Raw genomic sequence first — 23,200 nt, 5'->3', positions numbered from 1 at the left:
ACACCGTAAGTCGCTGATTGTCTTATCGTTTAAAACTCTCTATTAAGCATGGTTCAAGTATCTTTAAACCATTAATTTTTAGAGTATGAAACAGACATTTAATGTGCTTTTCTTTGTGAGAAGAACAAAGTTGAAAAAGACAGGTGATACGCCAATCATGTTGCGTATCACCATTGAAGGACAGTTAGTCGAAATGCAACTTAAACGTGATGTAAAGCCAAACCTTTGGAATCAGAACAAAGAACGATGTACGGGCAAAGATGCCGCTTCGTTGGAAATTAACCGTTATCTGGAATCCGTAAAACTCCGTTTGTTTGAAATCCATCGAAAAATGGAAGAAGAAGGCAAACTTATTAATCCAATGGAAATTAAACGGAAGTTCCTCGGATTGGATGAAGAACACAAAATGTTCTTTAAAGTATTTCAGGAGCATAACGACAAATGTAGGGAGTTGATCGGCAAGGATTATGCTAAGGTAACCATCTCCCGTTTTGACACCTGCTTGAAATATTTCAAAGAAATGGTGCTGAATCAATATCGGGTGAAGGACATTCCGCTTAGAGAAGTCAACCATGCTTTGATACAAGATTATATCCATTTTCTAAAAGTTGAAAAGAATTTATCAGAGAATACACTGATTCGCTACATGAAAGTAATCAAAAAAATCACCAATATGGCACTGGCAAATGAATGGATGACAAAGAATCCATTTGTTAATATCAAATTCCACGAACAGGAAGTACATAAAGAGTTTCTGACTAAAGAAGAATTGGAAATACTTCGCACGAAAGAATTTGATATTCCCCGACTGGATTTGGTGCGGGATGTTTTTCTCTTCCAGTGCTGGACTGGGTTAGCGTTCATAGATGTATCAGAATTGAAAGAAGAACATATTGTTTCTGACAATGAAGGCAATTTGTGGATTCGTAAAAGCAGGCAGAAAACTAAAATCATGTGTAACATCCCGTTGCTTGATATTCCATTGCAGATATTGGAAAAGTACAAAGACCATCCGCTTTGTCAGAAGAAAGGTGTTTTACTTCCGGTAATGAGTAACCAAAAGGTAAATTCTTACCTCAAAGAGATCGCCGATTTCTGTGGGATTAAGAAGCAAATTTCGAGCCATTCTGGCCGACATACATTTTCGACCGTGGTTGCCCTCGCCAACAATGTATCGCTAGAAAACGTGGCGAAAATGCTTGGTCATACCAATACAAAAATGACACAGCGGTATGCGAAAGTGTTGGATCAAAGCATCCTTAGGGATATGCAAGGGGTAAGGGAAAACTTTGCGAAGTAAACAAACGAAAAAACGGCTGATTCATTCCTAAGAATGTTCAGCCGTTTTTTTATCAACACAATTTTAAGCTATAAGTCTAACTTCATATTATAATTGTAATAGTGCTCCTGCTTAAACTGAACCTCTCCTTCATCCAACTTTTGGAACCCTAACCGGGAATAAAAAGTAACATTTTCAGGCAGTTGAGTTGTTAGTCCGACTATATGACTTTTACCCTTTGCCTGTCTCAATTCATCTAAAGAGTGTGTAATCATAAATGAGCCGATGCCAGTTCCCCGGTATTCTTCCTTTATGGCAACCATCGATAAATAATAATATTCATTTGTCCCCATAGCTTTGGTAAGAAGTTTTTTATTATAAGAATCCATTCCCAACATTTTATGCAAAGTTTGGAAACCAAATTTTGAAACAAATCGAGACAATCCTATCTGTAGGTAATCGCTAAACCTGGCTTTTGCTCCACCGGGAGGTAGCAAGCTAAATACACCTATTATTTTACCAGACTCCTTTTCTTTTACGACTTTTTTGACTGAAATTCTTCGGTTTATCAAAAATAAATTAGTTCTGAATAGCCAGAGTAACCCATCCCGTAATTTCTCTTTCTTCGTAAATATTAAGGCATAAGCAGGGTTCGATTCAAAAGCATCTGTTAATAGAGTGGATACTTTCTCATATTCACTTTTCTGCAGGTTTTCTATCTGAATATCAAAAGGGAGCATATTTTCTGTTTTATCGGACATTTGCAGTTCTGTTTATGACGCAAATTTAAGCAAAACCAACAATAGAATTAATACGCCGGACGAAATCGTTCTTCCAAAACCTTTTTAATATCAGATTCACGAAACAGAACCTTTCCCGGCAACTGGATAAATGGTAAAACGCCATTATTACGATAATCCTGTAGACAGCGGCGGCTTATTTTCAAGATAGAACAAAGCTCTTCACTTGTCAGGTAGCGCTCACCGTCAAATAATGGCTTATGCGTTTCCAAAATGTGTTCAATATAAGGCAGGGCATTATTCAATGCCTGTAATAGTTCTTTGCCATCTTGGTTGGTGTATAGTTGCATGAGATATTATTTTGAGTTGATTTTGCCCTGTTCCAATAAATATTTTACCTCAGATATGCGATAATAAACTTTCTTTCCAAGAGATGAGAATGAGAGTTTTCCACTTTCCCGAAGATACTGCAAACGACGAGGAGATAGATTTAAGATCTCTGCAAGTTCTTTGTTCTCTATCCATTCCTGTTCAATGAACAGTGCATTATCAGAGGGGTGTTTTGGAACTAATGAAGCTATCTGTTCCAGCTTCTTTTTGAAGGAATCAAAGGATTCTTTTTCTACACCTATAATATTCATATTTGTTTGAGTTACTTTGTTTTTCCAACAAATATATATAAGAGATAGAGAGGTTTTCGGAAATAGGTGTCAATGGCATTGCATGGAAGTAGATGGCTTTTTCTCATGACTATTTATAAAAACGGTATTTTTATTCTAAAGAAGAGAATGAAGATATACAGCGACTTCAGCAATTATGAATCTCTTCCATAATTCTCATACAGAATATATCTCAAACATCCGTTTTCAGATGTTGGATATTATGGAACTTGGTGAATTACCCGGAATAAAAGAGATTGATACAATTCGTGACCAAGCTGGTGGCGAATTAGGAGACCACTCACCCCCTTCTGGCGTTGTCATATGTAAATATATGCTGAATGCGAACCCGTGCATGAAGCCTTATTCTACGTTCAGAAAACTATAAAAAATGATTGGAGCAGAGCTGTGCTGATGAACTCCATTGATTGCGAAAATACAGTTACTTGAAATAAATTACTACCTTTGCATCAGCTAAATAGAATTTATAACGGACTTGTCCGTTTATTAGATATAACATGATGTTCGCTGAATTCTGCCGCAAAAACTGGAAATTTACAAGGCAAGAGGAAAACAGCAATGTTCATGCTATACGTGTATCGTATAGCGTGGGATTGCTTCCGTTTCCTCTTGGGTATTCCAGTACCTTGCGGTGGGACGGTCGTAGGTTCCACGCTTCTTTTTTGCGTGTTATTGACATCAAAAAGTAGAATTAATAATACGTAAAAATAGAAAACATGAAAAAGATTATCCTCTACATCGCTGCGTCTATTGACGGACGAATTGCCGAACCGGACGGTGATATCGAGTGGCTTTCGGAATTTCCCATTACAGAAAAAATGAATTATGGTTATAAAGAATTTATGGCTTCTATTGACACTATCATCATGGGTGGTCGCTCTTGGCGTGAATTATCAAATATGGATGCAATGGGTGCGTATGACGACAAGGCAGTTTATGTAGTTTCCCGCAATGATTGGAGTGAAAAAGGAAATATTAAATTCATTACAGAAAATGTGATTGAACGCATTCTCGATCTGCGTAATCAGCCAGGAAAAGATATTTGGTTGTTTGGCGGAGGTGAGTTGATTTCAATGCTTCTTGCCGCCGATTTGGTAGATGAAATGCAGATTGCCTATATTCCTATTATTCTTGGTCAGGGAATTCCCTTATTCCCTGACAATCCGAAAGAATCCCGATGGGAGTTGCGGCATAGTATGTGTTACGGAAATGGAGTTGTAAAAATATCCTATATCAAACTGAAAGATTAACGCCTGTCAAAAGCCTCAATATGAATATATAATTTACTTAATATTTCTAGTAAATCATTCTTAGGAGTTTGTAGCCTTCTGACAGCTAATATACTAATTCCTATGCTGAAAGATATCTATAGATATAAATATCAAGGTAAGAATGACAGACACAATATGTAATGACTACCATGTGTCATGTACTATAAGGGCTAATTCAGAGAAGATGTTATTGAGAGATTCTATAATAATCAAGAGGCTACCCTGTTGGGACAGCCTCTTGATTATTATCAAAATAGAACCTACATGATTTCTTAAATATACACTCCTTGAAATCGTCATTTTGATTTAAGGGGCTTTATTTCCTAACAGAACCTTTATTTATTTTATCTGTATTTATTTCATATGCTAAACGACTCTAAATAATTAACATATTCATCTACACTACTTTCAATATCTTCAACTGATGGATTTTGTTCTATTCCATAAAATGCATAGAAGAATTGGTAATCTGCTTTCACATACTGGAATATGATTTCGAATGGTTTTGTTAATTCTTTTAAAGTATACCGATATTTACCAGTAGATGAATAATCTTCTTCGTCAATTCCCGCTGATATAGCCAGAGCAATTTTTTTACCACCCACTTTGTATCCACTTTTACTACCATATGCCCAACCATAAGTCAATACTTCATCAAACCACTTTTTAAGCAAAGGAGGTGAACTAAACCAGTATAAAGGGAATTGGAATACAATATTATCGAAAGATTCTATTAATTGTTGTTCTTTTTCTACATCAATTTTTTCATCAGGATAAGTTTTGTATAAATCATGAACCTGATATTTATCAGGATACTTATTTAACTCTTCTATCCACCGTTTGTTTACAACAGATTCTCTCAAATTTGGATGAGTAACAATGATTAAAGTTTTCATTAGAATTTATTTTTTTATTTGCTGCAAATATAGCTCAATTCATGCCATTTCGTATATTTGCAACTAAATGTAGGGTACTATAAAAAATGTAAGTATTAGAAACAATAATTACAAAATGAGTAAGATCAAGGAAACATCGACAAATTTTGAGAATAAAACAAACTTAAAAAATGAATGTACAAGCGTTTATGGTGCAAGTTTAATAAGTGGTCAATGGACTTTGTCGATATGTTGTTATCTACAAAATGGAAAACTCAGATTTGGTGAATTACGCAAGTGTTTACCCGGAATAACTGAGCGAATGTTAACTTTGCAGCTACGAAAGATGGAGCAAAATAAGTTAGTAACTCGTACTGTTTATGCAGAAGTTCCTCCGCGCGTAGAATATGAACTTACTAAGATAGGAGCAGAACTAATCCCCATTTTGTCAATGCTCGAAAAATGGGGTGAAAAGCATAAAGAATTTATAGTAGAAAAAGTTAAACTTTAAATGTATTGATACTATTAAGGAATATGAAAGCAATAAACTCCTGAAGTTTACATTTATATCTGTTTAGATAGTAATTAATCCCATGAGTAAGGCTGTTTTTACAGCTTCTGCGCTATTCGAAACTTTTAATTTTCTTATCAGATTTTGTCTATGTCTGTATACAGTATAAGGAGAAATGTATAGCTCAGATGCTATTTCCTTACTTCCTTTTCCTACTGCAATTTCTCTTAGAATTTCTATTTCTCGCTCACTTAATATCATTTTGTCACAGTGAATATATTCAGCTGCTGGCAGTATTTCACCATTTTCGTTATTTACGATTTTACCTTCAATCCCTTTTCGTGGATTTTGTTCCAGACAAGGCGAATAAGTACAGAGTGCTAACCAGATAATACCATTTGACAAACTTGTAAGAAAATACGTCCGATGGGTAATATATTTATAAATTCCGTCTGCATTTCTAGTTCTGATATAGCTGTGAGTGCTGTATTTGTATCTATCTTCTGGCGATAAAGTCTTTAAGAAGTGAAAGTAACGTAGTTCTAATACATGCCGTTCTAACAAATCATCAGAATGAATTTTGTTAAAAATATCATCCTCAAAAGCAGAGTTTATATAAGTGCTACCCGATTTCATTCCAAAAACGGAACCAAATGCACCAGCAAAGATATAGCTGTAATTATCCTGATAATTTGTAAGTACAGCAACGCTCTGCTCAACCTTAACGTATGATTGTGCTGTTTGTTTATAGTGGTCAATGATAGTTTCTTTTTGAAACGAATCTATAGAGACCTGCTCGATCAAAGCGTCGTTAACCTCTTTTTGAATTGCTTCTATAGTCATACCACAATATAATTGGTTAATTTTGAGTATTGCATCAGATACAAAGTACACCTATCTTTGCATCACAAAGTTACCAATAATATTCAATCTTATAAAATTGTTCAAAATGAAAAAAAAAGTTTTTTTAATTTTTATGGTTATGTCTGGAATACTTTTCTGCAATTGTACGAATAAGGATACCTCAAAACAATTAGAGTCAGGAAATTTGCCGCTTAGCTCTTCTACACAAGTTAATGGGAAAGTGAGTGGAACTCCATGTGATTTAACAGTTGGGAATATCCGCTTTACAAAATCAATAAATGATGCAGCATCTTCAATTAAAGTACAAAAGGACGGGAAAGTTGTTTTTACTGCAAAAGAGAAGACTGATTATTTTAGTGACCCAAATGGCAAGTTGTCGAATACAAGTGCTCCTATACTATTAACCGATGTTGACAACACTAAACCTTTTACTTTCACAGCAAAAGTAACTCCTGGCTTTAATGAGCAGGATGTTTATAATGCGGGCGTGCTATATGTCTATGCAAATGATAGCTTTTTTCAAAAACACTGTTTTGAACAAGATGAAAGAGGTAAGCATAGAATAGTTACAGTTCAAACTGTAGGTACATCAGACGACAGTAATCACGATATAGTAGAACTACCCTACGCCTACATGAAGATATCATCTGACACTCGCACTATAGCATCATATTACTCTCTTGATAACATAAATTGGCAAATGGTTCGTTTATATGAAAATAATTATCCTGATGAAATATGGCTTGGAATCAGTTCTCAATGTCCAATGGGCGAAGGAAATGAAAGTGTGTTTGAGGACATTCATTTAGAAGAAAAAAGTGTATCAGATTTTAGGATGGGTATCTAATCAAGCGTTTCTATTTAGAAGAGGTATTAGTTTATATATAATTAAGTTCTCAACACAAAAAACATCTCCAACTAACTGGAAAATGTGAGGTAGGATCTTTCCTCACATTTTTTTACAATGCTAAATTTTCTTCTCAAATTTAATCCATTCATTTATAGAAAAATTAATGGAATTATTTCTATGACAAGTTACTATATGGCCATATGCATTCAACTTATATCCTAAATGTGTAGTAATAGCATTTATATTGTCAGACATAAGATTGTTGTAAAAAATAAATGAATTTTATCACTATTGCGGACAGCTATTATAATCCTTTATTAAACATGAAAAAAAGAACTTACCTGAAGTACTGCTTTCTGAGTTTTTATACGATATGGATAGTCTTGGGCCTGAATGTCTATCTTTGACAAAGACTATTATAAAGGAGCTATCGTATTTACCTCAAATCGAAAGAATTGCAGACATTAGTTGTGGCTATGGAAACCTAAGTATAGCATTATATGAGCTGACGAATGCAGATATAATAGCAATTGATCATAGAAGTGAGCTTATTGAAATATTTCAGAACGAATTGAAATTTAACAAATTAAATAATCATATTATTGCAAAATACAGCAAATTAGATAAACTGCCTTTTAATGAAGAGGAGCTTGACATTTTGTGGTCAAGTGATCTACCTTCTGAATTTACATTTAAAAGAGTGTTAAGTAATTGGTCTCAATTCATAAAGAGAAATGGATATATTGTTATATGCGCTTACTGTTGGAATTCACCTTACAAACCAAAGGAGGTTTCTGATTTTTTCCTTAGCTGTGGTATAGAAATAGATCACATCTCTAATCGGATAGAAGAAATGGAAAATAAGGGATTTGCTCCTGTTTCTCACTTTATTGTACCCGATACCAGTTGGTGGAATTTTTTCTATTCGATAGATGTGCAAAAGGAAAATTTATCAAAAAAATATGCAAATAACAAAGATGTTCAATCGTTTTTAAGAAGCATAAATTTAGCTGTAAATCTATTCGAGAAATATAGAGATTATTATAGCTATGCCTATTTTGTAGGAAGAAAACTTCCCGCTAATAAAATATAGAAAAAATAAGATTGTTATCATATATGAATATTACAAAAGACATAAAAAAAGCCAAGATTGCAAATCAATGGTTTTTCTTTATTTGTGGATTAGGCCTCTCGTGCTGGGCACCTTTAGTGCCTTTTGCAAAAGAACGTTTAGACCTTACTGATAGTGATTTAGGTTTATTACTCTTGCTACTTGGCGGAGGTGGTATGTTAATGATGCCACTTTCGGGGGTGTTGACTTCGAAATTTGGTAGTCGGAAGATTATGTTATTCGGTAGTATTATTATAGCTTTAACTATTCCTATACTCGCAATATCATCCTCTATTTTCATAATGTCACTAACTTTATTCCTTTTCGGTGGAGGAATTGGGATGGTAGACGTTTCAATGAATACACATGGTGTAATAATAGAAAAACATTATCAAAAACCTATATTTTCTTTTTTGCATGGTTTATTTAGTGTTGGGGCATTAGTTGGAGCGCTGTGTGTATCTTTTTTTATAAAATGGGGATTAACCCCATTTTATGCAACTCTCATTCTTTCAACTTTCATATTAATTATATTATACAATCAACAAAGAAATTTACTTTCTCTGGATTTTGAGAAGAATGAGAACGGAAATTCCATGATTAAGGAAGAAAAAGAAGAAGTGAGAACAAATGCATGGCTTAGTGGAAAAGTCTTACTATTAGGTTTTTTTTGTTTTTCTTTTTTTTTAGTTGAAGGAGCAATGTTAGACTGGAGTGCTATCTTTTTAAATGATGTAAAAAGGATTCCTATCGAGCTTGCAGGAATGGGATATGCTGCATTTTCAGTTGCTATGGCTGGAATGCGACTTATTGGAGGACAAGTTATTGCCAAAATCAGTAGTCATCAGGTTATTGTTGGAGGAGGAATAGTTGCTATTATAGGTTTGTTGCTCATTATTTTTTCTAATGCTACATTTTTAATCTTAGGAGGTTTTGCTTTTGTAGGAATTGGTGTAGCCAATTCTGTGCCTGTGTTATTTAGTGAAGGAGGTAAGATAGAAAAAATGAAAATATCATTGGTACTATCTGTTATTACTACTCTTGGATACTCTGGACAACTTGCTGGACCTGTATTATTAGGTTTTATTGCACAACACTCTTCACTATCTGTTGCTTTCTTATTCCTTATAATTATGCTGTTTGTCGTACTTTTAATCTACATTTCTAAACTAATCATTCTAAACTTTAGGATTCAAAAGTGAAAACGATAAAGAGTAGTGATAGTAGTTGTATCTTGAGAAACTGTGTAGATTAGGGTTAAGATTCTACAAATTGCAGATGCCTATTGGGGAGTAAAAAAAACAATCATGCTTCAATTTTGTTCTTGTTTAAAAAAAGAAATAGATGCTGAAATTGAAAAAATAGAAAACTCGGAGATCAGCTCAATGACGAAATCATTAGAAGCATCCCGTTTACTCAGGGATGCTTACAATGAATTAAAATCATTCATTTCGTCATATACATTTCAGAGCGAGGAGGAAGAAATTCTATTTTTTAAGGAAATTAAGCCAAGACTATGTTTTCGTTTAATCTTTTATCGTAAATTGTATAATGTTGAAATGGATCGTCCCACTGGCACAGAGAAACAACGCGAGTACTTAAATGATCTATTGAACGGTATAAATAAATACAACTGCAAACGGCTTGATTTTATTCGTTATTATCGTTCGGGGTCTTCTATATTTGACTCTCTTTATTTTTTACGGGGACAAGCTGATACAGAACAGTACATGGAAACATTCTCTCATGAATTTGATCCCAATTTTTCCACAAATTGTGATTTTAAAGTGGCAAAGATTCTGGCGAATGATATGCTTTCTGATTATCTATCAAGCGAAATAGAAGCACTAAACGACAATAATAATATGATAATAAGCTCTTTCGGTTTTCCAGCTACTAAGATAACATGGAAAGGAACGAAAGCAGAATTTCAGGAGCAGGTTTTATCATGGGATAATGCAGCTACATTTGGCGATGTACCATTCACACAACTTCACAGCTATATGCAAAATGTATTCAATATTCAAGTAGACAGCAATCTTTCACGGATTTTAGATGATTTGAAGACCAGAAACAACCCTACACCCTTTATGGATAAACTAAAAAACGCTTTGCTACGACGTATGGGTAGAAAATAAAAAATACCGGGGTCGGTATTTACTCAAAAACACCCGATTTTGACCTGATTCAGGTCAAAACCGGGTGTTTTCATTTATAATTCCTCTATATCGTAAAAATACCGGCCTTTTCTTGTTTTTCCTCTCCTGTTTTTACAGGAAAATCCCTCTGTAAACCCTTATGGATAGCCATTTTGCTAAAAATTTTCAAGAAAAGTCATACCGGCCTCGTTATAACCGGTGTAAATATGTCCGAACTTTGCTTCGTCAATGCATTGGACACCAATAGTATTAATTTGAAAAACGAAGTAGAATCATGTATATAAACAATGAAGATTTTGATAAATGGATGGAGAAGCTATCCAAAAAACTGAATGAAATCGGTCAGAACTTAACATCCCTGATTAATACAAGTGAAGTATTCAGCGAAGAAGAAAAACTGTTGGATAACCAAGATTTGGCTTTTCTCTTAAAAGTGAGTTACAGAACGCTCCAACGCTATAGGACGAGTAAGAAATTACCCTATTTCATGATCGCTCACAAAACCTACTACCGCATTTCCGATGTACGGGAATTTGTCCGCAGCCACATGGATTTCCAAACTTGGCAGGAATTTGAGAAACAGAATGATCCTGATAAAAGCACCTAAATTTCACCCGGAACTCTCTCCCAGCAAATATTTTTCTTTTCGAACGTCCCCTCACCAACCCCTTGGGGGACTTTGAAAAGGAAAATATTTCTTTTTAAATTGATTTGTATTCGTAGCTATTACTACGGTAACGGTCATTAGATTGTGGAAAATTTATCAAGAAAAATAAAAAATGATGATGATGACTTGTTGGAAGATGGAAATAACTTTTAGCATAGCGTTAAAAAAGTTATTCTGTCTTTCAATAAGTGCTAAGTTCAAATCTGTCTACCCGGTTTTCTCCTTTTCGCTTTCCGTTGCCGCTGCTTTTCCTCGTATTCTTTTTCTTTGGCAAAAGCAATATCTTCATAATTATCTCCTTGCGGTTCTAAATCAAAGATGCTGAATAGACTTGAAGTGGCATCTGTAACACCTGATAAATTCAGCGAAGGAGAAGATAGCTTTTCCAGTTGGGGCTTATAACTGACTTGTTGTTCCGGTCTTTCTTCTTTTTCTTTCACCGGAGAATCATTGGATAAGGCTTGAAATTGATTAGCGGAAAATTCTTTACCTAAGCGCGAACCGTTGAGAATAGCCTGATTTTGATAGTCAATAAATGTAACCCCATAAATACGCCCTTGTTCGTTCTGCCGGAAAATGGCACCGATACTTTTTTCTTTCAATAGCAATTTAAAATCATCTATATTATTGGCTTCTTTCATGGCCTTAGCAATAACTGGACGAAGGTTCTCCCTTACCCTATTTCTCTCAATCGCCGATTTGGAGTGCTCAAAATGCTTTTGCATCGCATCATAGCCAACCGATTTTCCAAACTTGGAAGATTTAACCGGGACACCGATTTTTTCTCCTTTGTTATCTATTACCGAATAAACCAATCCCAGATATGGTTTGCCTTTATATTCTCCTTTCACTTCTTCTACCGTTACATTGAATTGTTCCAATAATGTGCGGTATTCTCCAAATGACTGGAAATAGAAATGATTCATCACAGATTTAGCTATATTACCCACCTGATGTTTTATATTTCCTGCTTTGTAGTCTATCTTCTTGGTTGGAGCTTCACTTTCCCGTTTCCCTTTCTTTAGCGGGATAAGATTAAATTCCTGTTCCAGCTCCTTACAAATTTTCATGGAACGGGCAACTTCATAGCTGTCATTTATCTTCTTGCCTGTTTCATCAATCCGCAAGGAAACGATATGTGCATGCGTCCGGTCTATATCCGTATGCTTAAAAACAATATAGGGTTGGTTTCCATAGCCCAACTTCTCCATATAGCATTGGGCTATTTCTGACAACCGTTCATCCGACAGTTTATCTTTCGGATCGGGATTAAGCGAAGCATGGAATACTACTTTTTCAGTTCGGTTATTCATAGCCAAATAAGGAGCAAATGAATCCATACAATTACGGATAGAGAATTTGCCGTCGGGAGAATCAAACATTTTTTGGCTATACACCACATCCGCCTGATTGTCTTCCACCTTGATTTTATTATAGGCTAATACCCCGAATACCGATTTTCCGGAACTTATTTTGGCAAGCATCTTTCCCGGATTTGAGTGTATAAATCTTCTATCTGGGCTTTCATCAGGACAAAATCCAGTGTCGGTTTCTCAATAATCTTCATCATCGAGCGTGCTTTTTCTTCGCCCAGATTCCTAACCAAGACCTGAAAAACCTGATTGTAATTGGTCTTTACCGCCCGGAACTGTGCAAAGAATTGGGACAACAACATCGCAAAATCCATAGCCGATTTATTGATCGGAACGATTTTTACCGGATTGTTCAATATACAATCTGCTATAAACCGGGACTTACTTTTGTGTCCCGACTTATGGTACAAGGATAAAAACCGTTCGTTATCCTTGTTGTTGAGGCGTATCATGTGGCGGTAAGTCTGCTTATCCGCTTTAGGCTTGCGCCCTCTTTTCTTTTTGAGCCGCCTGGCTCCATTATCGACATGTTCCATGTTCATTAATCTTTGAATGTATTTTTTAAAAGGTTCGACTTGGGAGAACCGCCCCCAAACTCTCAGGTTTGGGCAAGAAATGTTTTTGGAAGAAGGAAAATGGAATTTTTCGCTGACAAAAACACTTCTTGCTATTGTCTATCGACAATAAAATCCGCACTCAGGGCGGACATTGATAGTAAGCGGAACGGTTACTCATTAAGCGGGAGTTTAAAACAGAAAACGACTCCCGACTTTTCAGTCCCGTTAGACAAAGATAGGGGATGAACTTCGCTTATATACAATAAGATAAGCGGACAGAAACAGACAACCGATGCCACTTATAACTGATTCCAAAATCAGCTATTTTTTATCATTTTCTTTGTGATATAAAAACAAAAATGCAAATCAGAATGCAAGTCGAACTACCTATTTGCCTATCTGCTGATAAATGTGCAGATAAGCAGGTATGCAGATATTCAGGTAGACAGAAACGTATAACTGAATGGCTGATTAAATGAGCAAAAGAAGAATTGCGTAAATGTAGGTAATCCTAAAAATATTCATATATGAAAGAAGAGAATCAAGCAAACAAAAAGGCAGGTGTGAAGATAGACGCAAGTGCATTTATTCGTCAAGTTGCAGTTGCAGGCAGCAATGAAGAAATGCCTAAATCCACACTGGCAGAGAATCAGACGGAGACTGTCGTAAGCAATACTAATCCCGAAGCAGGAACCTGCATTGAGGAAAAAACGATTGAAGAAAAAACGAAAGAGCCGCCCAAAAAGAAGCGGGGACAAGCGGTAGATTATGAATCGGTATTTCTTTCCCGAAACGAACTTCGTAACCGGCAGGGATTATATATTGGCAAAGATAACTACGAAGTGCTTCAAACCCTTGTCCGCTCAATACGCAATGAACGGATTAGCATCAGCGGATTGGTCGATAACATTATCAGCCATCATATCGAACTCTACGAAGACGAAATCAACCGTATCTACGAAGAGAACATCAAAAGACCCATAAAAAGGAACAGTAGGTAATACATTTCAGAAACAGTATAAATTAAAAAAGAACATCATGAACAATTCAGAAAATCAAAAGCAAACAAGACCTGTGTATATCTCATTTTGCACACAAAAGGGTGGAGCAGGCAAATCCGTATTTACAACGTTGGTAGCAAGCTATCTACATTACCAAAAAGAGTATAATGTCGCCGTAATAGATTGTGATTTTCCGCAATGGAGTATTCAGAAGATGCGGAAACGGGAAGCGGAACAACTACAAAGCAACGCTTTCTATCAGAAGAAAGCAGAAGCACTGTTCGCAAAATTGGGCAAACCAACTTATCCTATCGTTCCGACCAAGCCGGAACAGGCACTTGCAAGGGCAAAAGCGTTTTTGGAAAACGAAGCGGAAAAATACGATGTGGTGTTATTCGACCTGCCGGGAACGGTAAACAATGAGAATGTTGTCGAGATATTTTTTCAAATGGATTACCTGTTTGTCCCGGTAACAACTTCACGCATCAACATGGAAAGCACCCTACCGTTTATTATCTCCATTAACGAAATGATAACCATGAACCCGCAAATCCGGCTAAAAGGTATTTATCCGTTCTGGAACAAAGTAACAAATCGGGAAAGAAAGGAATTATTCAATTACTATGAGGAAGCCATTTTAGGATTGGGTATTTCTATTATGGAGAGCCGTATTCCGCAAAGTGTCCGTTATGACAGGGAACAATCCATAGAAGGAAATGATTACTTATTCCTCTCTACAATCTTTCCTCCCGATAAACCGCTTCTGAAAGACAGCAAATTGGATTTACTGGTGGAAGAGATTGTCAAAATAATCAACTTGTAATATGGAAGTGGAAAAGTTAAAAGCAATTCTATTGGCGACGGCATGTTTCTTTATGGCATGCCTGAACCTTTGGAATATCTTCAAAGATTGGTTTGATAATAAGTATCAGTCAAGACAAGAGGATAAAAAGAGAAGTTCGCCAACCAAAGACCTGATTCCAGATATTGTAGGAAAATCGAAATTTAAACTGAAAGAAAAAAGTATCTCTAAACAGGCAGAACAGGAACTGATAGAACCCGCAAATCCATTAAAAAAGGAAATTGCCGAATTAAAAGAGCTGGTGTTGCAACAATCCAAAATGATAGAAGAGAATAAGCCTTTTATGTCTATTCCGATGGAGAAAAAAGAAGTTTCCGACATTGATCCGGACACTATAGATGATGAAACTATTCCAGTTTTGACAGAAAAGGAACGGTCACAATTCAGCACAGGGACAACCCTTGATGAATTTGAATTGGTGGTCAGAACCCTGAAGGATAATCCGATTACAAAAGAAGAGGAAGTGCAAGTTGAACATATCATTCCCAAGATTGAAGGAACGGATATTTACAACCAATTCACCAAACAGATTCATGGAGCGGAGGAGCGGGCTATGGCTATCCTGAACCGGATTGAGGATAACAGGCAAGCATTGTCCGGCAATGGGGATGAGGGGTTTGATTTTAGGAGATTTGTTAGGGAGTAAGCGGAAATAAAGAATAAATAATTTGCAGAGATGGACAGATTGTGTCCGTTTCTGCAAATTATTTATATATCAAAAAGTTGTAAACTCCTTCATACGGGTAAATTGCATGAAATAAAGCATCTGAATGTAGGCAATCATGATGCGAGTAATGTTAAACTACCCAACTATTTTGAAAGTGTTCAACAAATGAAGGAATTGACTTTCAAAGCATTCCGATTCCCATTCTTGGAGACAGATTTTTCTCTGGCACTTTATCATTATCCGCTTGTTTCATGAAGTCGCAAAAATTACGGAGCTTGTATGGTACATGGACATTGCCATAGTAGGATTGAGGAGTATAACCGGAAAACAGAGAGCGTAATCCGATATAGCTATTAACTTTAGAATCAAGTTAGACCCGAAGGATATATATCTATTATTCTTCGGAGTTCATGTTTTTATGTTATATATTATTTGTATTTTTGCAAAAGGTCTCATTCCTAAAGAACTAGTATTGTAAATAAGCATGATTATAAAATTTCTTTCGGCATACTATGGAGATTCCATTCTCATATCTTTTAATTATAAGGAAGATATAAAGCATATCTTAATTGATGGAGGTACTGCATTTACGTATGAATCTATAGATAAGAGAACTAAGCAAAAACTTTCTGGAGATTTAAAAAATGTTGTACAGGAGATCTCTGAAAATGGGCAAAAAATAGACTTGCTTATTGTTACGCATGTTGATTGTGATCACATAGACGGAATTTTAAACTGGTTCGAAGATGAAAATTTCGATATAAATCTGGTAAAAAATATTTGGTTTAATTCCGGAAATGTAATTTCAGATTTTTTTAATCAGCCGGTGATTGAGGAGAATTTCATTCCCATTTCTCCACGAACAAATACAAACACACAAACAGGAATTCCTCAAGGAGTTAAATTTGAATATATAATAAATAAGGCTGGTTGGGAAAAGAAAATTATAAAATCCGGAGATGTTATTGATTTTTTTGGAATGGAAATTAAAATATTATCTCCAGATATAGAAAATCTTAAAAAGTTAATTGTTAAATGGGAATTTGAAAAGAACAATAATCAAACTTCTGGGAAATCAACCGATTACAATAAAACGCTTACTCAATTAATAAAAAATGATGTATTTTCCCCTGATAAATCAATTCATAATGGAAGTTCAATTGCATTTTTATTGACATTGAACGAAAAGAATTTTTTATTTTTGGGAGATGCTTTCGACAAAACAATAACAGAGAGTCTTGAAAAATTAGGATATACGACCAAGAACAAATGTTCTGTTGAATTAGTAAAATTATCGCATCATGGTAGCAAGGCAAACACAAGTCCTAAACTTTTGGAACTTATAAATTGTGACACATATGTTATATCAACAAATGGAGAAAGGCATGGATTACCGGATAAAACATGCTTGTCTAGAATTATAAAATTGAATGATAATCCGACATTGTTATTCAACTATCCGAAACTTATATCGGAAATATTCAACGATACCGATTATAAAGAACATAAATTTATAGCAAAACCTGTTTCTTCTATTGAATACAATAATGACGGACAACATATCAAATAGATTCAGAGCATTGACTGTCAAAGTGAATAATGGCAGCGGATGCTTATTTCAGCCTCTTACTGCGGAATATTCTTATGTTCTTACTGCCCGGCATGTTATTAAAGATTTGTCTGTTGAAGATATTAAGATAGAACAACAAACAGGAACAGAACCTGTAGTTTTGGAACTGATAGCCCCACCCTATTATGATGAAAATGTTAAAACAAGAGATGGAGCAGCCATAATAAAAATAAAAAAAAATGGCATTGAAGAAATATTGCCTGTTTACAAAACAGAATTAAAATTTGATCCTTCTCACATTTATAAACTTTGTGGTTATCCATTAAGACGAAGAAATGATGTAGATTCTTATCGTTCAAATGATATAGAATTAAAAGATGATAAACTTGATGATTTTATCGAGGCAGAAATTCAAGGAAAACCAGTGTTTAAAGAGGTAGATGGAATGTCTGGCGGTGGTATTCTCCGGCAATTCGGGAGTAATATTGAGCTAATTGGCATTCAATCGGAAATGGTAGCGAAGGATGAAAATGAAATCTTAGGTCGTATAAATTTTATTCCTTTAGACTCTTTTCAAGAATTAATAGAAAAAAAAGGATTACCTCCTCTTATGCCATCTTATTTAACTTGTTTTTTACATTTGAAAGATGCGATATTTCCTCTTAACAACCTTACACCTGACAATACTCCTTTAAGAGATTACCTGCTAAATCAAGTGAAATCAAAGCTGTGCGAATCAATTTTTCCCCATCAAGTGCTTAAAGAGTATAATGAAAGTTTACTCATTTCAGGACATTCATCAGCAAATTTATTTAATAAACATCTTTGGATTACATTTTTAGAGTTTATAGTAATCAACTTAATGAAAGATTCAAATGATGAGATTTCTATTGAGTCTATAAATAACTATTTATCTAAAAACAGATTTTTATTTGGAATATCCGAAAATTGGATGCATCTCATAAAAGACATCTACAAATCCAATCTAAAGGGTTTAAGCAAAGGCGGCTCTATAATTATTAGTACAGATAAAGACAAAATGCCAACAGTTGTCAGCATTCCTAAAACAAGTATTCCTAATATAGCAAAAGTTCAACGAGATGATGAAAAATTACAAATTGATTCAGGGATTGACATATACTCAGATTTTGGATTATTCCATATTTACAAGTTTCAAAAAGATTTATTAGAAAAACAGTTTGAATATCCTAATGATATTTTAAAAATACCAAATTTCTTTAAAGATAAAATGAATGACACATTCTCTATTGGATAAAATACCGGAAGTAGAAGTCTTAAAAAACGAATTCAAAGATTTCAACATAAGTGTTGTTGAAGTTGACACTTTGCACAACGCGATTGTTACTTTTGCTCTCTTCCCTGATGAAAATTTATTAAAAGATAATTGGGGAAAAATCACAAGTTCTATTGTAGCCTGCATACAAGGACAAATTGATAATGTATTTATAAAATGGAACTTGTATTTACTATTGCTTTGCAAAACAGGAGTTTCCAAAGAGATCAAGTATGAAATAGAGAATGATAAATTTTGTTGTAGGAAAATCGTTATAGAGAACTTTCTGAAGGAAGATTTTTCTGATCAGGTAAAAAGAACATTGATTTCATCAAAAGTGACAATGGAAGATATTAGTGTCGAAAATACAGGCTCAAACTCTTCTGTCGATTATATGGGTCAAACTCCATTGTGGGATACTATAAAAAATAGTCAAATTACCTCCGGTAAAAATAAAGACAATAACGACACTAAAACAATCTTGAAGCAAATCTTACAGAATTATGAAAATAAAGAAAGTTGAAATACAAGGTTTCAGGGCTTATCAAAATGCTGAAAATTCCACATATAATTTCATGTTGGCCGACGGAGATTGTGCTGATTTTGTTTCCATATATGCCCCTAATGGCTTTGGTAAAACCTCTTTTTATGATGCTACAGAATGGGGGATGACAAATAATATTAGTCGCTTGTTAAAACGAGAAAAAGAAAATAAGATTATAGCAAAAGAAGAACGGAAAAAAGATAAGACAAAACAGTTTATTTTAAGAAATCGGGATTTTGGAGAAAGCAAGAATGCTTATGTAAAAATCGAAACTACATTTCAAGAAGAGGATTATAGTCCTTATAGAATTATTCCCCCTGTCCCTAAAAAAGGAGGAACTGATTTTAATTTCGACGAAAAAGATACTTTGGAAAATATGAAGTTTTTCAGAGATGTAATTTTGTCGCAAGATTGGATTGATGCTTTTTTGAGAGAAGATACTGCCGAAAAAAGGTATGAGAAATTCATGGAATATTTTGGTAATAAAGAAATAGACTTGTATTATAAGAACTTAGTTAGTCTGATAAAAGAAAATGAAACACAGATCACAGAGATAAAAAAGAAAATTTCCGAATTAGAAAAAATACCATTTGAAATTGCAGATAATAAGATTATTGAAACAACAAATGCGCAGATAGAAACTCTTCTTTCTTGGGGAGAAAAATTAAAGAAAATCGATATCTATTTTGACGAACAAACAAAAAAAGGATTAGAAGATATTATTAATAACAGATTTATTGAAATAGAAAACACTACTGAAAATCTCATTTCATTATCAGAAGAAATCAAAATTCAAAGTGCAAAAATTGATTTTTATTTCGAAAAAAAGGAGCAATACAACATCATAATTTCGGAAGTCAATCTGTTGAAAGAGAGCAAAAAAAGAGTTCAAGAAAGAGAATCTTTAACTAATCAAATCAATAATTTAAAAAGAGAAGTCGAAAAAAATAATATTCAGAAAAAACATATTGATGATATTCTTAAAATCTATCCAGTTTATTTACAGGCAAAAGAAAGAATATCGAAAGAAGAGAAAATCCAATTAGAATGTGCATCAGCATTGGAAATAAAAACTGCTGATACCGAGAAACTAAAACACATCATCAATAATATTCAAAATGAAGTAGGAAGATTAAATGAGAATATACTGACAATAGATGCGAAAATTAAAGATATACCAAATGTATATGCAAAAATTAGTTCGGTAAATATAGAAATCAAAGAAAGGCAAGAAAAAGTCTCAGACTTAAAAAATAAACTTCAGGAATATTCTCAACTTTTAGATAAGCATAAAAATCTTAAAATGATAACTGAGCAAAATCTCATTCATTTCGAAAAAGGTTCATTTAACAATATCGAGGGGCTAACAGAAGAAAAGCAAGCGAATATTGTTCAGATTGAAAAACTTTTCCGTGATATTGAAAATTCGAATAGAATCATAAAAGATTACGAAAAAAGAATTTCAGAAGAAATTCAAATCAAAGAAGATGTAAAATCCCTCCTGCGAATAGGTACTGGAATTATTGAACAATCTCAGACTGAAATTTGCCCATTATGTAATACAAAACACGACTCTTTCCAAGATTTGCTGGAAAGAATTTCAGACAATCCGCTTCTTTCTGAAAATGAAAGTATATTGTTAAAAAATAAATCATTAGAAGAAGTAAAACAGAAAACAAATAAGGATTTAATTGACTCCTTGAAAAGTGAAATCAAAAAAGAAATCTTGGACAAACAACAAAAGTTAGAGGTTGAAATTTTAAATAATACAAAAAACATAGGCGAAACAGTACAAGAAAAATCATTTTTGGAAAAAGGAATAAGTGATAAAATCACAGAATTAGAAACTTATACTAAAAAGACAGAAAACCTCCAAGAAAAAGAATTTCAATTAAAATTAGAAAACCAAAAAAAAATAAATATCACAGTAAAACAGGAAGAAGGAGAAAAATTAGCTAAAGAGATTGAGAGGCAATCATTACTCAATAAGGAAATTCAAGCTTTAATAGATAAAAATAAAGTCTCTATCGACATTATTTCATCTACCAAAGAAAATCCGGAATATAAAACAGTTTTGAATTTTCAAGTAACACATTATCTTGAAAGTCTTAACCCTGAACTACTTCAAAGTTTAATAATTAAAGAGTCGGATAAAATAAAAGTGATAGAAGACCAAATAACAGAGCATAATTCTAAAATCGACAAATTAAACGAGCTTCTTTTGCCTATTGATATTTCAAAAATAGAAAATAACATCACAAACAAAGAAACACAATTACAGGAAGTTCTTGGATTTTTGTCAAAATTCGATGCATTCATAAAGAAAATTAACACTTCGGAAGATAATGCAGAGAACAAAGAGCACCTGATTATTTTTGTTGATAAATTTCTCGTTGATATTGATAATAAAATCTCTTTTCAAAAAAAAATGAGGGAAGAGTATCAGAAATTAGAAAGATCAAAAGAGTATATATTGCCTTATTTGAATCAACAAAAAACACAAGAAGACATATCTTGTGCAAAAAAGGATTTAGAGAAACATACAACCTTGAAAGAAGACTTTGAAAAAGAGAGGAAAGGTCTGGCTGTCCATATTCAGAATCATATTAACTCATTTTTTCATAAAGACCTAATTGTGGATATATATTCCAAAATAGACCCTCATCCTGATTATAAGGAAATTGATTTCGCTTGTAATTTTGACGACACATCTCCCAAATTGACAGTTTTTGTTAAATCATTGGGAGAGCAAGGAAAATACATCTCTCCAAGTCTTTATTTTAGCGCAGCGCAACTTAATGTTTTAAGTCTTAGCATTTTTCTGGCAAAAGCATTGAATACTACAGATGATAAAGGAAGAGCTGTGAATTGCATTTTTTTGGATGATCCTATCCAATCTATGGATAGCATAAATATTTTGTCAACAATAGACTTGTTGAGAAGTTTAGTTGTCAATCATAAAAAACAATTAATTTTATCTACCCACGAAGAAAACTTTCATCTTCTATTGAAAAAAAAGCTGCCCAAAGGGCTATTCCGCTCAAAATATATTGAACTTGAAACTTTTGGAAAGATAAAGCAACAGTAAAATAAATAAAAATCATATTTTCTCATGCAATAAAGAATATCAGTAAATGAATACTTTCTATTCCATAAAAGAACTTATTAATGCGTTGAGCAGGCATAAGGATTTATTTGCGGAAATGTTTGCGAAGCGAACAATGGCTTATAAGTATGATTTTGCTCTTGAATTTACAGATGAAGACCACATTCAGTTTCTGATAGACCATGCTGTAATTCGTCAAAATGAAGGTTTTTTGGAATTAGACGACTTATATCTTCAGTTTTTTGAGCAAGTGTTAGCAATAAATGAAGAAATTAACATTTCGTATATCAACGAAAGCATTCAAAATGTAAAGCAGCATATTCTTTATTATCTACAGGAGAATAATGAAACTCGGAAATACACTTACCTCAAAACGATTAAAAACTCTATTCGCAAAATCGGGAATATCACAGTGCGCAATGTTATTGATTTGAAGCGTAATACAGATAATACCTTCAAAAACGAGCCAAACTATAAAAACAAAAAAAGCAAACTGGAGTTCTTGGATAAAAAGCGGGAGGATATTTCTACGCTTATCCATGCTACGGAGCGGTTGTTGTCAGAAGAAGAGCTGACATTCTTCAAAATTGCTTACGACGAAGAACTGAATCGTATTGAAACATTGCTGAAACGACAGTTAAACGAATGCAGACATAATCTGATAGAAATACAGAAGCAGATTATCGAATATCTGAATCAAATAAAATATCAAAGTCGGTTCCTTGAAAAGTTGAGGCAAATCAAATATCTGAAAGACCAGTTTGAGCTTGAGAGCAAAACGGATATCCGAAAAATTCTATCAGAGAATAATGCTGTTGTTTTTGAATCAAATCCGGCTTATCCATTGAAATTATCCATTGACCGACTGCAAACAGATGATGAGTTATTGGCTTTAATTCAAAAAGTATTTGAAAGCATTAAAATTCAAGCCAACATTCGGCAAAAAATGGCCGAAATTATTTCGGATGAATATTTGGATGTGGAAGCCGAAGAAATGATGTTCATCAATCTCGAAGAAGTAAAAAATCGTTTTACAGCTTCGGGAAATCATTTATTCGATTTTATTTTGAACTATAATTTCCAACACGAAGTGGATTTTAACGAAAGAGTAACATTGTATTGCCAACTCATTTCACAGTATGAAAACGAACTGATTGTTTCAGAAACGTTCAATGTACATGAAAATATTGAATATGCTATGGTTTATCCTAAATAAAAA

24 protein-coding genes are annotated in these 23,200 nt (G+C 34.0%); 17 read left to right on the top strand and 7 right to left on the bottom strand.

The window, feature by feature from the left end; all coding sequences use genetic code 11:
* Positions 1-85: 85 nt before the first annotated feature.
* Positions 86-1,300, top strand: a complete 1,215-nt coding sequence (locus M2470_RS09115; RefSeq protein ID WP_280744803.1) for a site-specific integrase — start codon at positions 86-88, stop codon at positions 1,298-1,300.
* A 68-nt stretch (positions 1,301-1,368) separates the two neighbouring features.
* Here the strand turns inward: M2470_RS09115 and M2470_RS09110 are convergent, their stop codons facing one another.
* The 3 genes from M2470_RS09110 to M2470_RS09100 are packed head-to-tail and all read right to left on the bottom strand — an operon-like array spanning position 1,369 to position 2,660.
* Positions 1,369-2,040, bottom strand: a complete 672-nt coding sequence (locus M2470_RS09110) for a GNAT family N-acetyltransferase (RefSeq protein WP_280744804.1) — start codon at positions 2,038-2,040, stop codon at positions 1,369-1,371.
* Positions 2,041-2,087: 47 nt separating this feature from the next.
* On the bottom strand, positions 2,088-2,369 hold the full coding sequence (locus M2470_RS09105) for a helix-turn-helix domain-containing protein (protein ID WP_163631396.1): 282 nt from the start codon (positions 2,367-2,369) through the stop codon (positions 2,088-2,090).
* A gap of 6 nt (positions 2,370-2,375) precedes the next feature.
* Complete coding sequence (locus M2470_RS09100) at positions 2,376-2,660, bottom strand: helix-turn-helix domain-containing protein (protein WP_163631394.1); 285 nt, start codon at positions 2,658-2,660, stop codon at positions 2,376-2,378.
* 175 nt (positions 2,661-2,835) lie between these two features.
* On the opposite strand from M2470_RS09100, the gene M2470_RS09095 reads away from it, so the two are divergent.
* Positions 2,836-3,066, top strand: a complete 231-nt coding sequence (locus M2470_RS09095) for a hypothetical protein (protein WP_280744805.1) — start codon at positions 2,836-2,838, stop codon at positions 3,064-3,066.
* A 349-nt stretch (positions 3,067-3,415) separates the two neighbouring features.
* Positions 3,416-3,949, top strand: coding sequence for a dihydrofolate reductase family protein (locus M2470_RS09090; RefSeq protein ID WP_163631392.1), 534 nt, complete (start codon positions 3,416-3,418; stop codon positions 3,947-3,949).
* 380 nt (positions 3,950-4,329) lie between these two features.
* On the opposite strand, the gene M2470_RS09085 is transcribed toward M2470_RS09090, so the two are convergent.
* The gene (locus tag M2470_RS09085; protein ID WP_280673657.1) at positions 4,330-4,866 is read right to left on the bottom strand and encodes an NAD(P)H-dependent oxidoreductase; all 537 of its coding nucleotides are present in this window, start codon (positions 4,864-4,866) and stop codon (positions 4,330-4,332) included.
* A 115-nt stretch (positions 4,867-4,981) separates the two neighbouring features.
* Between M2470_RS09085 and M2470_RS09080 the strand changes: the two genes are divergently transcribed.
* Positions 4,982-5,356 (top strand): helix-turn-helix domain-containing protein, encoded by a 375-nt coding sequence (locus M2470_RS09080; RefSeq protein ID WP_163631388.1) that lies wholly within the window; start codon positions 4,982-4,984, stop codon positions 5,354-5,356.
* 63 nt (positions 5,357-5,419) lie between these two features.
* Here the strand turns inward: M2470_RS09080 and M2470_RS09075 are convergent, their stop codons facing one another.
* A complete protein-coding gene (locus M2470_RS09075) occupies positions 5,420-6,199 on the bottom strand; it encodes a LuxR C-terminal-related transcriptional regulator (RefSeq protein ID WP_163631386.1) in 780 nt (259 codons plus the stop codon).
* 106 nt (positions 6,200-6,305) lie between these two features.
* Here M2470_RS09075 and M2470_RS09070 point away from each other — a divergent pair, with 106 nt between their 5' ends.
* From M2470_RS09070 to M2470_RS09050, 5 genes are all read left to right on the top strand, one after another.
* Positions 6,306-7,067, top strand: coding sequence for a DUF1349 domain-containing protein (locus M2470_RS09070; protein ID WP_239057060.1), 762 nt, complete (start codon positions 6,306-6,308; stop codon positions 7,065-7,067).
* Positions 7,068-7,443: 376 nt separating this feature from the next.
* Positions 7,444-8,163, top strand: coding sequence for a class I SAM-dependent methyltransferase (locus M2470_RS09065; protein ID WP_280744806.1), 720 nt, complete (start codon positions 7,444-7,446; stop codon positions 8,161-8,163).
* 23 nt (positions 8,164-8,186) lie between these two features.
* Positions 8,187-9,383: an MFS transporter gene (locus M2470_RS09060; RefSeq protein ID WP_163631382.1), complete on the top strand. Its 1,197-nt coding sequence runs from the start codon at positions 8,187-8,189 to the stop codon at positions 9,381-9,383.
* Between the two features lie 105 nt (positions 9,384-9,488).
* The gene (locus M2470_RS09055; RefSeq protein ID WP_280673668.1) at positions 9,489-10,319 is read left to right on the top strand and encodes an RteC domain-containing protein; all 831 of its coding nucleotides are present in this window, start codon (positions 9,489-9,491) and stop codon (positions 10,317-10,319) included.
* Positions 10,320-10,614: 295 nt separating this feature from the next.
* Complete coding sequence (locus M2470_RS09050) at positions 10,615-10,947, top strand: helix-turn-helix domain-containing protein (protein WP_280673670.1); 333 nt, start codon at positions 10,615-10,617, stop codon at positions 10,945-10,947.
* Positions 10,948-11,204: 257 nt separating this feature from the next.
* Here the strand turns inward: M2470_RS09050 and mobB are convergent, their stop codons facing one another.
* Positions 11,205-12,491 carry a conjugal transfer protein MobB gene (gene mobB, locus M2470_RS09045; protein ID WP_280744807.1) on the bottom strand — a complete coding sequence of 429 codons (1,287 nt, stop codon included), beginning with the start codon at positions 12,489-12,491 and terminating at the stop codon, positions 11,205-11,207.
* Positions 12,476-12,916 (bottom strand): hypothetical protein, encoded by a 441-nt coding sequence (locus tag M2470_RS09040; RefSeq protein WP_280744808.1) that lies wholly within the window; start codon positions 12,914-12,916, stop codon positions 12,476-12,478. Before M2470_RS09040 ends, mobB begins: the two co-directional genes overlap by 16 nt.
* A 548-nt stretch (positions 12,917-13,464) precedes the next feature.
* Here M2470_RS09040 and M2470_RS09035 point away from each other — a divergent pair.
* The 8 genes from M2470_RS09035 (at position 13,465) to M2470_RS09000 (ending at position 23,197) form a co-directional block, all read left to right on the top strand.
* Positions 13,465-13,938 carry a DUF3408 domain-containing protein gene (locus M2470_RS09035; protein WP_280744809.1) on the top strand — a complete coding sequence of 158 codons (474 nt, stop codon included), beginning with the start codon at positions 13,465-13,467 and terminating at the stop codon, positions 13,936-13,938.
* A gap of 37 nt (positions 13,939-13,975) precedes the next feature.
* Positions 13,976-14,761 (top strand): AAA family ATPase, encoded by a 786-nt coding sequence (locus M2470_RS09030; RefSeq protein WP_280744810.1) that lies wholly within the window; start codon positions 13,976-13,978, stop codon positions 14,759-14,761.
* A 1-nt stretch (position 14,762) separates the two neighbouring features.
* Positions 14,763-15,446 carry a hypothetical protein gene (locus M2470_RS09025; RefSeq protein WP_280744811.1) on the top strand — a complete coding sequence of 228 codons (684 nt, stop codon included), beginning with the start codon at positions 14,763-14,765 and terminating at the stop codon, positions 15,444-15,446.
* A 505-nt stretch (positions 15,447-15,951) separates the two neighbouring features.
* A complete protein-coding gene (locus M2470_RS09020; RefSeq protein ID WP_280744812.1) occupies positions 15,952-17,037 on the top strand; it encodes a hypothetical protein in 1,086 nt (361 codons plus the stop codon).
* Positions 17,015-18,313, top strand: a complete 1,299-nt coding sequence (locus M2470_RS09015; protein WP_280744813.1) for an ABC-three component system protein — start codon at positions 17,015-17,017, stop codon at positions 18,311-18,313. The genes M2470_RS09020 and M2470_RS09015 overlap by 23 nt, the downstream gene beginning before the upstream one ends.
* On the top strand, positions 18,291-18,854 hold the full coding sequence (locus M2470_RS09010) for an ABC-three component system middle component 1 (RefSeq protein WP_280744814.1): 564 nt from the start codon (positions 18,291-18,293) through the stop codon (positions 18,852-18,854). Before M2470_RS09015 ends, M2470_RS09010 begins: the two co-directional genes overlap by 23 nt.
* A complete protein-coding gene (locus M2470_RS09005; RefSeq protein ID WP_280744815.1) occupies positions 18,835-21,963 on the top strand; it encodes an AAA family ATPase in 3,129 nt (1,042 codons plus the stop codon). The genes M2470_RS09010 and M2470_RS09005 overlap by 20 nt, the downstream gene beginning before the upstream one ends.
* A gap of 46 nt (positions 21,964-22,009) precedes the next feature.
* Positions 22,010-23,197: a hypothetical protein gene (locus M2470_RS09000; protein ID WP_163274312.1), complete on the top strand. Its 1,188-nt coding sequence runs from the start codon at positions 22,010-22,012 to the stop codon at positions 23,195-23,197.
* The last annotated feature ends 3 nt before the right edge of the window (positions 23,198-23,200 follow it).

This window comes from Parabacteroides sp. PH5-46 (assembly GCF_029892785.1).
Lineage (GTDB): Bacteria > Bacteroidota > Bacteroidia > Bacteroidales > Tannerellaceae > DFXE01.
The sequence above is the reverse complement of the archived record's forward strand: the minus strand, read 5'-3'. Positions and strand labels throughout refer to the sequence as shown.

Coding starts and splice junctions, on each gene's coding strand:
- M2470_RS09005 (WP_280744815.1), top strand. CDS start 18,835: ATGAAAATAAAGAAAGTTGAAATACAAGGTTTCAGGGCTTATCAAAAT.
- M2470_RS09115 (WP_280744803.1), top strand. CDS start 86: ATGAAACAGACATTTAATGTGCTTTTCTTTGTGAGAAGAACAAAGTTG.
- M2470_RS09100 (WP_163631394.1), bottom strand. CDS start 2,660: ATGAATATTATAGGTGTAGAAAAAGAATCCTTTGATTCCTTCAAAAAG.
- M2470_RS09090 (WP_163631392.1), top strand. CDS start 3,416: ATGAAAAAGATTATCCTCTACATCGCTGCGTCTATTGACGGACGAATT.
- M2470_RS09085 (WP_280673657.1), bottom strand. CDS start 4,866: ATGAAAACTTTAATCATTGTTACTCATCCAAATTTGAGAGAATCTGTT.
- M2470_RS09105 (WP_163631396.1), bottom strand. CDS start 2,369: ATGCAACTATACACCAACCAAGATGGCAAAGAACTATTACAGGCATTG.
- mobB (WP_280744807.1), bottom strand. CDS start 12,491: ATGCTTGCCAAAATAAGTTCCGGAAAATCGGTATTCGGGGTATTAGCC.
- M2470_RS09075 (WP_163631386.1), bottom strand. CDS start 6,199: ATGACTATAGAAGCAATTCAAAAAGAGGTTAACGACGCTTTGATCGAG.
- M2470_RS09065 (WP_280744806.1), top strand. CDS start 7,444: ATGGATAGTCTTGGGCCTGAATGTCTATCTTTGACAAAGACTATTATA.
- M2470_RS09050 (WP_280673670.1), top strand. CDS start 10,615: ATGTATATAAACAATGAAGATTTTGATAAATGGATGGAGAAGCTATCC.
- M2470_RS09010 (WP_280744814.1), top strand. CDS start 18,291: ATGACACATTCTCTATTGGATAAAATACCGGAAGTAGAAGTCTTAAAA.
- M2470_RS09095 (WP_280744805.1), top strand. CDS start 2,836: ATGAATCTCTTCCATAATTCTCATACAGAATATATCTCAAACATCCGT.
- M2470_RS09060 (WP_163631382.1), top strand. CDS start 8,187: ATGAATATTACAAAAGACATAAAAAAAGCCAAGATTGCAAATCAATGG.
- M2470_RS09040 (WP_280744808.1), bottom strand. CDS start 12,916: ATGGAACATGTCGATAATGGAGCCAGGCGGCTCAAAAAGAAAAGAGGG.
- M2470_RS09070 (WP_239057060.1), top strand. CDS start 6,306: ATGAAAAAAAAAGTTTTTTTAATTTTTATGGTTATGTCTGGAATACTT.
- M2470_RS09030 (WP_280744810.1), top strand. CDS start 13,976: ATGAACAATTCAGAAAATCAAAAGCAAACAAGACCTGTGTATATCTCA.
- M2470_RS09015 (WP_280744813.1), top strand. CDS start 17,015: ATGACGGACAACATATCAAATAGATTCAGAGCATTGACTGTCAAAGTG.
- M2470_RS09025 (WP_280744811.1), top strand. CDS start 14,763: ATGGAAGTGGAAAAGTTAAAAGCAATTCTATTGGCGACGGCATGTTTC.
- M2470_RS09055 (WP_280673668.1), top strand. CDS start 9,489: ATGCTTCAATTTTGTTCTTGTTTAAAAAAAGAAATAGATGCTGAAATT.
- M2470_RS09000 (WP_163274312.1), top strand. CDS start 22,010: ATGAATACTTTCTATTCCATAAAAGAACTTATTAATGCGTTGAGCAGG.
- M2470_RS09110 (WP_280744804.1), bottom strand. CDS start 2,040: ATGTCCGATAAAACAGAAAATATGCTCCCTTTTGATATTCAGATAGAA.
- M2470_RS09080 (WP_163631388.1), top strand. CDS start 4,982: ATGAGTAAGATCAAGGAAACATCGACAAATTTTGAGAATAAAACAAAC.
- M2470_RS09020 (WP_280744812.1), top strand. CDS start 15,952: ATGATTATAAAATTTCTTTCGGCATACTATGGAGATTCCATTCTCATA.
- M2470_RS09035 (WP_280744809.1), top strand. CDS start 13,465: ATGAAAGAAGAGAATCAAGCAAACAAAAAGGCAGGTGTGAAGATAGAC.